Origin of the sequence: Cupriavidus alkaliphilus, from assembly GCF_900094595.1 — a bacterium.
Classification (GTDB): domain Bacteria; phylum Pseudomonadota; class Gammaproteobacteria; order Burkholderiales; family Burkholderiaceae; genus Cupriavidus; species Cupriavidus alkaliphilus.
The window spans coordinates 243,979-253,116 of record NZ_FMAD01000011.1 but is presented as its reverse complement, the minus strand read 5'-3'; the positions used below and the strand labels follow the sequence as shown (position 1 = coordinate 253,116).

The window sequence follows — 9,138 nt, the reverse complement described above, 5'->3', positions numbered from 1 at the left end:
GCGCTGGCCGCCGAGCTGCCCGATTACATGGTGCCGTCCGCGTTCGTCGTGCTCGACGCCCTGCCGCTGACCCCCAACGGCAAGCTCGACCGCCGCGCGCTGCCCGCGCCTGGCGCGGAAACCGCCGACCAGCACGTGGCACCGCGAACCGAAGCGCAACGCTGGCTCGCGCAGGTGTGGCAGGACGTGCTTGGCGTGCCGCGGGTGGGACTGGACGACAACTTCTTCGCGCTCGGCGGCGATTCGCTGCTGAGCCTGAAGGTGATTTCGCGCGTCCGCGCCAACCGGGCGCTGGGACTGGACCTGAAGTTGCGCGACCTGATGCGGACCCCGACCATCGGCCAGTTGCTGCCGGAGGGCGAGCCTGCCGCAGCCCTGCCGGAAGCCACGCCCGCCGCCGCGCTGCGCGTGCTCGCGCCTGGCCCGGCAAACGCCACGCTGCCGCCGGTGGCGTGCGTCCACGCGGCGCTGGGCACGCTGTTCGACTACGACGCCATCGTCGCCCAGCTGGGCGCGCAGCGCACGGTCTATGGCTTCCAGGCGCGCGCGCTGGCCGATCCGGCATGGCGCGACGCCTCGCTGGCATCGATCGCGGCGGACTATGTGCGGGAATGGCGTGCGGCGCAGCCGCAAGGGCCTTACCTGCTGCTGGGCTGGTCGCTCGGCGCGGCACTGGCCACGCTGATGGCGCGCGAGCTGGAGGCGCAGGGGCAACCTGTCCAGTGGCTGGGCATGGTCGATCCGTTCGTGCCGGAGCCGCGTTCGCAGGCCAGCGCGACGCCCGGCTGGCCCGCCGCGCTGGCGGCGTTTGCCGAGCGCCTGCTGCCCGCTACGGAACCGCTCGCGCTGCCGCGCGATGCCGCCGCCGAGCCCGACGCCGAAGCCGTGCGCGCCCTGCTCGCGCCGCGCATTGCTGCGTCCACGGCGCCGCAGGCAGCGCTGGGCGCGGACGAGTTGGCGCACATGTTCCTGGCCGCGCACCGGCTGGGCTTGCTGGCCGCGGCCCAGCGCACCCTGCCGGTGGTACAGGCGCCCCGCGCGGTCTGGTGGCGCGCCGGCCGTGACGGCGCGGCCGCGCGGCTGGCCGGCTGGCTGGGCGCGCCGTGCGAAGAGACCGTGCTGGACGGCGTCGACCACCACGCCATCGTGCGCGACCCGCGCTTGCTGGTGCAACTGCGCCGCAGTGCCGAGGCCCGGCCCATGCCCAATTCCCAAGCGCGGCACCCCGCTACCGGCCCGGCCACCCTCCCGACGTAGGAGGCTGCGAATGAAATTTCTTAACGCTAATAACAATGATTTGCATTTACAATACGGCCGAAATCAAGAAAGCCGAAATCCAGGAGGAATATGCACAGGGGTAGCACGGGTCGCCCGAGCCAGGGCCGGCCAAGCCATCAACCATTTGCGCTGACGGCGCTGGCGCTGGCGGTCTCCATGCAGTGCGCGCAGGCGCAGGACAGCGGCCCGGCGCAGGCGGGTACCACCGCGGAGGTGCAGTTGCCGGCCGTGAGCGTGCGCGCCGACAGCGTGGAGAACTACGGGCCGGCGAACAAGAAGTCGGTGTCCGCCACCAAGTCCGATGTGCCGATCGCGGACACGCCCCAGTCGATCAGCGTCATCACCGCCGACCAGATGCGCGCCCAGGGCGTGCAGCGGGTCGAGGAAGCGCTGCGCTACAGCGCCGGCGTGCGCACCGAGCCGATCGTCGATACGCGGCGCAGCACGTACATGATCCGCGGCTTCACCGTGTCGCAGAACAGCCAGTACTGGGACGGCCTGAAACTGCCGGCGTCCGGCGGCTACGGCGGCTGGGAACTGGATCCGTACAGCCTGGAGCGCGTCGACGTGGTGCGCGGCCCATCGTCGGTGCTGTACGGACAGACCTCGCCTGGCGGCCTGATCAACCAGATCAGCAAGCGGCCGCAGGCGGAGACCGCCAACGAGATCAACCTCAGCTTCGGCAACTATGACCGCAAGGAGATCTCGGGCGACTTCACCGGCGCGCTCGACAAGGACGGCAAGGTGCTGTACCGCCTGACCGCGCTGGCGCGCGACAGCGGCACGCAGACCGACATGGCCGGCGACGACCGCTTCTTTATCGCGCCGCAGATCACCTGGCGCCCCACCAATGCCACCAGCTTCACGGCGTACGCGCAGATCTACCACGACAACGCCGGCAACAGCGCCAACTTCCTGCCGGCGCTGGGCACGGTCACGCCGCTGGCCAACGGTTCGAAGATCCCGACCGACCTGTTCACCGGCGAGCCCGGCTTCGACCGCTTCAAGCGCGAGCAGTACCTGGCCGGCTATGAGTTCTCGCATCGCCTGAACGATACCGTGACGCTGCGCCAGAACCTGCGCTACGGCCACATGTACGTCAGCTACGAGAACATCGGCGGCAACGGCGGGCTGGTGGCGAATCCGCCCAACGGCCCCTACCTGCTGCGGCGCATCGGCTTGCGCTCGAACGAGTCGTTCGACCTGTTCACGGTCGACAACCAGGCGCAGGTCAAGGTCAGGCATGGCATCTTCGACCATACCATCCTGACCGGCATCGACTACTCGCGCTCGACCTTCAACCGCCTGCGCGGCCTGACCGGCAACACGCCGGCCGCCCAGCCGCCGCTGAATATCTTCAACCCGGTCTACGGCAATTTCGTCGCGCCGAACTACCAGACCGACGAGGACACCACGCGCAGCCAGATCGGCTTCTACCTGCAGGACATGGTGCGGATCTCCGACCGCTTCGTGCTGCAGCTGGCCGGGCGCTACGACAAGGCCAAGGTCAGCACCGACACGCGCGCCCTCGCGACCAACGCGGTCACCCGCACCGGCAGCGACGACGGCAAGTTCACCGGCCGCGCCGGCCTGCTGTGGGAAGGGCCCTACGGCCTCTCGCCCTACGTCAGCTACTCGACGTCGTTCGAGCCGGCCACGGCGGTGCCGCTGTTCGGCGGCGGCACGCCGCAGCCCACCACCGGCAAGCAGTACGAGGCCGGCTTGAAATGGCAGCCGACCGGCAGCCGCAGTTTTGCCCAGCTGTCGCTGTTCGACCTGACCCAGGCCAACGTGCTGACCACCTCGCCGGTCAGCGGCTTCTCGTCGCAGCTGGGTGAAGTGCGCTCGCGCGGCGTGGAGCTGGAAGGCACGTGGTCGGTCACGCCCAACTTCAACATCCTGGCGTCGTACACGTACACCGACGCCGAGGTCACGAAGGCCGGCCCGAACGCGCCCAACGCCGGCAAGACGCCGCAATACGTGCCGCGCCACATGGCCTCGCTGTGGGCCGACTACCGCCTGTCTGGCGGCTTCCTCGCCGGGGTCTGGCTGGGTGGCGGCGTGCGCTACGTCAGCAAGACCTACGACCAGACCAACGTGACCGAGGTGCCGGGCTTCACGCTGGTGGACCTGGCCGCGAGTTATTCGTTTGCCCGGCACTACACGCTGCGGCTGAACGTCAACAACCTGTTCGACAAGACCTACGTCGCCGCATGCGACAGCGCCACCAACTGCTATTACGGGCGCCGCCGCACCATCATCGGCACGGTGACGTACCGCTGGTAAGCCGGGCATGGCCTGGCATGCCAACCCCTGGCGGCAGGCACGGCCCCGCACCCGCAACCCGGGTGCGGGGCCGCGGCCTTGCAGGAGTCCCATCACATGAAAGCCCCCACGCTACGCTTCTGGTACGCGATCCACCGCTGGACCAGCCTGCTCTGCACCCTGAACCTGCTGGTGCTTTGCCTCACCGGACTGTTGCTGATCTTCCATGAGGACATCGACGCGCTCGCCGGCCAGGAACACCACGGCCTGGTGTCCGCCGAACGCACCCTGCCGGTGCCGGCGCAGCGCCCGCCGCTGCAGGGCATGGTCGACGCGGCGCGCGCCGCCCATGCGGGCCAGGCGCCGAAGTCGATCGCCTTCGCCGAGGATGACGCCGATGCCGTCGGCGTGCGCGTCGGCCCGCCCGGCGAGCCCAAGCTGCGCCACGGCACCACGGTGCAGTTCGATGCCGCCACCGGCGCGCCGCGCAAGCCCGGCCCGGCCGGCGAGACCGTCAGCGGCTTTATCCTCAAGCTGCACCTGAACCTGTTCCTGGGCCTGCCCGGGCAGTTCTTCATCGGCTTTATCGGCGTGCTGTTCGCGCTCAGCCTGGTCAGCGGCCTGGTGCTATACGGGCCCTTCATGCGCAAGCTGGCCTTCGGGCTGGTGCGTTTCGGCAAGCCGGTGCGCGTGGTGCAGGCCGACCTGCACAACCTGTTCGGCATCGTGGTGATGGTGTGGGCGCTGGTGGTCGGGCTGACCGGCACCTTCCTGTCGTTCTCGCCGCTGATCATCGGGCTGTGGCAGAAGACCGAGCTGCAGCACCTGATCGCCACCCTGCCCGGCCCGACGCCGCCCAGGCTGGTGCCGGTCGACCGCGCGCTGGAAGCCGCCCACCAGGCCGTGCCGGGCAAGGATCCGGCCTTCGTGTTCTACCCCGGCACCGAGTTCTCCACCGGCCGCCACTACGGCGTGGTGCTGCGCGGCCATACCGAGCTGCAGAAGCGGGTCTATGCGATCGTGCTGGTCGATGCCGGCGACGGCAGCGTCGCCGCGGTGCGCGGCATGCCGTGGTATCTGCAGGTGCTGCTGCTGTCGGCGCCGTTCCATTTTGGCGACTACGCCGGCAGGCCGCTGCAGATCCTGTGGGCGCTGCTGACCGTGATCACGGCGGGGGCCACCGTGACCGGGCTGATCTTCTGGCTCAAGCGGCCGCGCCGCAGCCGCGAGGAGACACGCGCACCGCTGCCGCCGCAACTGTCGGGAGACCAGGCATGAAGCTGATCGACGATACCTGGCCGATGCCGGTGCTGCTGGGCGCGCTGTCGCTGGGTGGGCTCGCGGCCGGCATTTTTGGCGACGGCGCGTGGGATGCGCTGTGCTGGGTCGGGCTGGGCGTGCCGGTTGCGGTCACCGTGGCGTGGCTGTGGCGGCAGTGGCGCGGGCGGGAGCCGTCTGCGCGCCGCTGAGCCGCGCGCGTGCCCGCGCATCCGCCACCAGCGGGCACGTGCCGCAATACCCTTCGCCGGGCAGGCGGTGGTTCAGGCAGCAGATGCGCCGCACCGCCGCCACGCCGGGCAGCCAGGGCTCCGCGCCCGGACGGAAGGCGCCGTGGAACGGATTGCCGAAGCCGTCGGCGGACACGGCATTGCCGCTCCACGCCAGCACTTCCTCCTTCTGCGCCGCCGCAAGACCTGGATGGGCGGCCAGCTGACGCGCGATGCCGGCGGCGGCAACGCCACCGGTACACCAGAGCAGCCGCGGCGATACGCGCGCGGCGACGGCGAATGCCGCCACCACTTGCGGCAGGTGTCGCGCGAGCAATGGCGACAGCAAGCGCGGTAGCGTCGCCGCGGCCGGCGTGCCGTCGTCGGGCAGCAGCAGGCGGGCAAGGCGGCCATCAGCCGCGACTTGCCATCCCAGCGCCGGATGATCGAACGGCAGGCTGCGCCGATGCAGTGTTGCCGCCACCAGCGCGCCGGGCAGTACAGCCAGCGTGTAGTCACGGAACCATGCCGCCGCCAGCGCGCGCCGATCGTTGCAGCCCAGCGCCTGAGCGAGGCTGGCGAGGCAGGCATCCGCCCAGCTGTGGTCCAGTGCCGCGGCGCTGGCCGAGGGCTGCGCTGGCTGCGTGGCAATGGTCAGGCGCTCGCCGAACGGGCGCAGGGGGCCGGCGAAAAATGGCGCAAGCAAGGCGATCATCGGGTTCCTGGTGCGGGCTCACGCGCGATAGGTGCTTCACGGATGACGGATGGCCCGGCCCGGAAATTAGGGCGCCGCGGGCTGTTTGGTATGGCGGTTGGATTGTTGGTCGTGCTTGGCGGGCGTGGCTGTTTCGCCGGCGCAGCCGGCGAGTCACTTTTTGGCCGAGCGCCAAAAAGTAACCAAAAAACGCGTCGCCTGAGCGGCTGGCTAAGGCGGCGCTGGTGGTTCCGGCGGTGGTGACTTGCGGTCAGGCGATTGGTGGTTCCAGCCTGCTGACGCTACCTGGAGGTGCCTGGCGTTCGGGGGCGGATGGACGAACCCGACTTTAGGTCGGTGGCCGCCTGCTAAGCGCGTTATTGGTGGGACGCCTACGGCTGCGCTGCGCGCGCTCCCAATCTCAGGTCGGCTGCACTGGCACGGAGTGCGTCGCTGCGCTCGCACGCGTTGGTGCTGGTGATGCCAAAGGACTTTTCCCTCCCGCTTGTTGTCTCCCCTCTCCCGCGCGCGGGAGAGGGGCGGGGGTGAGGGCCGGCGTATCCACGAAGTCAGCCGCATCAATTTGTGCGTCCCTGCATCATCCCCGCAATTCGGCGACGACCGTAATTTTTCCCGGCGCCCGCACGTCATCCGCTCAGTAACGACCCTCCCGCCAAGCCCGCATGACGCTATTTGCCTCCCTGCCGCGCACGCTGCGCCTTACCATCGTCCTGGCCGCCGCGGCCAGCCTGGCCGCCGGCCTGTGCGCGGTCGGCATGGTGGCGCTGATCAACCGCGTGCTGGCCACGCAGGGCGCCGCGGCGCCACAACTGGCGCTGCCGTTCGCGGCGCTGGCCATCGCGGTGCTGGGGTGCCGCACGCTGGCGTCGACGCTGTTCGTGCGCGTCAGCCAGAGCGCGCTGGCGCGCATCCGCGCACAGATCTGCGAACGCTTTATCGGCGCGCCCTATCCGCATATCGAGCAGACCGGCAATGCGCGCGTGCAGGCAGCGCTGGCGGACGACAGCACCCATGTCGCCAACGGCCTGTCGGTGATCCCCGTGGTGCTGACCAACGCCATGGTGGTGCTGGGCTGCCTGGGCTACCTGGCCTGGCTGTCCTTGCCGACCTTCGCCATTGCCTGCGCGATCCTGGGCGTGGGTTCGTGGATCTATCACCTGAACCACCGCCGCGCGCTGGTGCACCTGAAGCAGGCCGGCGTTGCCCAGGACACGCTGCACGGCCAGTTCAAGGCGCTGGTGGCCGGCGCGCGCGAGCTCAAGCTCAACCACGACAAGCAGCGTGGCTTCCTGCGCGACAGCCTCGGCGCCACGCTCGAAGCGGTGCGCGCGGCGCGCACGCGCGGCCTGTCGATCTTCTTCGTGGCGCTGGGGTTCGGCAGCTTCCTGTTCTTCGCGGTCATCGGCGGCGTGCTGTTCGCGCCGCGCGCGACGCCGCTCGATCCGGCGGTGATGACAGGGTTCACCATCATGTTCCTGTACATCATGTCGCCGCTGGAATCGCTGCTGAACGCGCTGCCGGCGCTGAGCATGGGCCGCGTCGCCTACGCGCGCATCGAGACGCTCGGTGCCGACGCCGATCCCGAGGCGCCGCCGGGCGCGGCGCCTGCCGCGCCGTTCTCGTCGGTTGCACTCGACGGCGCCAGCCACCGCTACTTCCACGAGGGCGAAAACAGCTTCTTTGCACTCGGGCCGGTCGACCTGGTGCTGCGCGCCGGCGAGATCGTGTTTCTGGTGGGCGGCAACGGCAGCGGCAAGACCACGCTGGCCAAGCTGGTCGCGGGGCTGTACCCGCCGCTGTCGGGCCGCCTGCTCCATAACGGCAAGGCGGCCGACCCGGCGCGGCTGGCCGACTACCGGGCGCTGTTCTCGGCGGTGTTCTCGGACTTTCACCTGTTCGACACGCTGCTGGCGCACGACCCGCAGGACGAGGCCCTGGCCAACCGCCTGATCGAGCGCTTCCAGCTCGGCCACAAGGTCAGCGTGCGCGCGGGCCGCTTCACCACGCAGGCACTGTCGCAGGGCCAGCGCAAGCGGCTGGCGCTGATCGTTGCCTGCCTGGAGCGCCGGCCGGTGCTGATCCTCGACGAATGGGCCGCCGACCAGGATCCGCTGTTCAAGGACATCTTCTATCGCGAGGTGCTGCCGGAATTGCGCGCGCAGGGCAAGGCGGTGCTGGTGATCTCGCACGACGACCGCTATTTCGGCCTGGCCGACCGCGTGGTCAGGATCGAGAACGGGCAGATTGCCGGCGACGCCGCGCCGCCCGCCGCCAAGCCGGTGCCGCAAGCCTCCGCCGCCTGACCCCTTCTTCCCCATCGGTACCGATCATGGCACTGCATCCCGATCTCGAAGCGCTGCTCGACATGGTGGAAATCGCCACCGCCACCGGCAAGCGCCCGGTCATCCACCAGCTCACGCCGGCACAGGCGCGGCGCGAATTCGACGCTGCCTCGGCCGCGCTGGACCTGCCGCCCGAGCCGCTGGCGCGGGTCGAAGCGCTGCTGATCCCTGCCCGCGACGGCCAGCGCCTCGATGCCCGCCTCTATGCGCCGCGCGCGCACGGCGACGGGCCGGCGCTGCCGGTGCTGCTGCATTTCCACAGCGGCGGCTTCACCGTGGGCAGCCTGGACTCGCATGCCGCGCTGTGCAGCGCGCTGGCGTCGCGCACGCCCTGCGCGGTGCTGTCGGTGGCGTACCGGCTGGCACCGGAGCACCGCTTCCCGACCGCGGCCCACGACGCCATCGACGCGCTGGCATGGCTGGGCGCGCACGCGGCCACGCTGGGGCTGGATCCGGAGCGGATTGCGGTGGGCGGCGACAGCGCCGGCGGCACGCTCAGCGCGGTGCTGGCGCTGGCCGCGCGCGACGATCCCGCGCTGCCGCAGCCTTGCCTGCAAGTGCTGTGCTACGCGGGACTGGGCGGGCACACCGACACCGATTCGCACCGGCGCTACGGACAGGGCTACCTGCTGGATACGGACACCATCGAATGGTTCTACCGCCAGTACCTGCGCGATGCCGGCGACCGTGCCGACTGGCGCTTCGCGCCGCTACTGGCGCCCGATCATCGCGGCGTGGCGCCGGCCCTGCTGGTACTGGCCGAATGCGATCCGCTGCGCGACGAGGGCCACGCCTATGCCCGCAAGCTGGCCGATGCCGGCGTGCCGGTGACGGTGCGCGAGTATGCGGGCATGGTCCACGAGTTCCTGCGCATGGGCAATATCGTTGCCGATGCCGCGCAGGCGCACGAGGACATCGCCGCGGCGCTGGCGCAGGCGTTTGCCTGCGTGCCGGGCCAGGTGCAGCCGCTCGCGGCGCACCTAAATTCGGCCTCCGCTGCCTCGTCTCGATAGGCATGGCGGCAGCGCCAGGCGCGCCGCCCGCAACCATC

General features: G+C 70.2%; 7 protein-coding genes. 6 read left to right on the top strand and 1 reads right to left on the bottom strand.

Going from position 1 to position 9,138, the window contains the following annotated elements; all coding sequences use genetic code 11:
• From GA0116996_RS22340 to GA0116996_RS22325, 4 genes are all read left to right on the top strand, one after another.
• Positions 1-1,257 (top strand): thioesterase domain-containing protein (locus GA0116996_RS22340; protein WP_244159955.1); only part of this gene is annotated, 1,257 nt, incomplete at its 5' end.
• 90 nt (positions 1,258-1,347) lie between these two features.
• The gene (locus GA0116996_RS22335) at positions 1,348-3,564 is read left to right on the top strand and encodes a TonB-dependent siderophore receptor (protein WP_092315953.1); all 2,217 of its coding nucleotides are present in this window, start codon (positions 1,348-1,350) and stop codon (positions 3,562-3,564) included.
• A 96-nt stretch (positions 3,565-3,660) separates the two neighbouring features.
• On the top strand, positions 3,661-4,821 hold the full coding sequence (locus tag GA0116996_RS22330) for a PepSY-associated TM helix domain-containing protein (protein WP_092315951.1): 1,161 nt from the start codon (positions 3,661-3,663) through the stop codon (positions 4,819-4,821).
• The gene (locus tag GA0116996_RS22325; protein WP_092315949.1) at positions 4,818-5,012 is read left to right on the top strand and encodes a hypothetical protein; all 195 of its coding nucleotides are present in this window, start codon (positions 4,818-4,820) and stop codon (positions 5,010-5,012) included. Before GA0116996_RS22330 ends, GA0116996_RS22325 begins: the two co-directional genes overlap by 4 nt.
• On the opposite strand, the gene fhuF is transcribed toward GA0116996_RS22325, so the two are convergent.
• The gene (fhuF, locus tag GA0116996_RS22320) at positions 4,954-5,745 is read right to left on the bottom strand and encodes a siderophore-iron reductase FhuF (protein ID WP_092315947.1); all 792 of its coding nucleotides are present in this window, start codon (positions 5,743-5,745) and stop codon (positions 4,954-4,956) included. The genes GA0116996_RS22325 and fhuF overlap by 59 nt on opposite strands.
• Before the next feature lie 662 nt (positions 5,746-6,407).
• Between fhuF and GA0116996_RS22310 the strand changes: the two genes are divergently transcribed.
• On the top strand, positions 6,408-8,048 hold the full coding sequence (locus GA0116996_RS22310; RefSeq protein WP_092315943.1) for a cyclic peptide export ABC transporter: 1,641 nt from the start codon (positions 6,408-6,410) through the stop codon (positions 8,046-8,048).
• A 26-nt stretch (positions 8,049-8,074) separates the two neighbouring features.
• Positions 8,075-9,100, top strand: coding sequence for an alpha/beta hydrolase (locus GA0116996_RS22305; RefSeq protein WP_092315941.1), 1,026 nt, complete (start codon positions 8,075-8,077; stop codon positions 9,098-9,100).
• The last annotated feature ends 38 nt before the right edge of the window (positions 9,101-9,138 follow it).

Excerpts from the sequence above, each read along its gene's own strand:
- GA0116996_RS22310 (WP_092315943.1), top strand. The coding sequence starts at position 6,408 with ATGACGCTATTTGCCTCCCTGCCGCGCACGCTGCGCCTTACCATCGTC.
- fhuF (WP_092315947.1), bottom strand. The coding sequence starts at position 5,745 with ATGATCGCCTTGCTTGCGCCATTTTTCGCCGGCCCCCTGCGCCCGTTC.
- GA0116996_RS22305 (WP_092315941.1), top strand. The coding sequence starts at position 8,075 with ATGGCACTGCATCCCGATCTCGAAGCGCTGCTCGACATGGTGGAAATC.
- GA0116996_RS22325 (WP_092315949.1), top strand. The coding sequence starts at position 4,818 with ATGAAGCTGATCGACGATACCTGGCCGATGCCGGTGCTGCTGGGCGCG.
- GA0116996_RS22335 (WP_092315953.1), top strand. The coding sequence starts at position 1,348 with ATGCACAGGGGTAGCACGGGTCGCCCGAGCCAGGGCCGGCCAAGCCAT.
- GA0116996_RS22330 (WP_092315951.1), top strand. The coding sequence starts at position 3,661 with ATGAAAGCCCCCACGCTACGCTTCTGGTACGCGATCCACCGCTGGACC.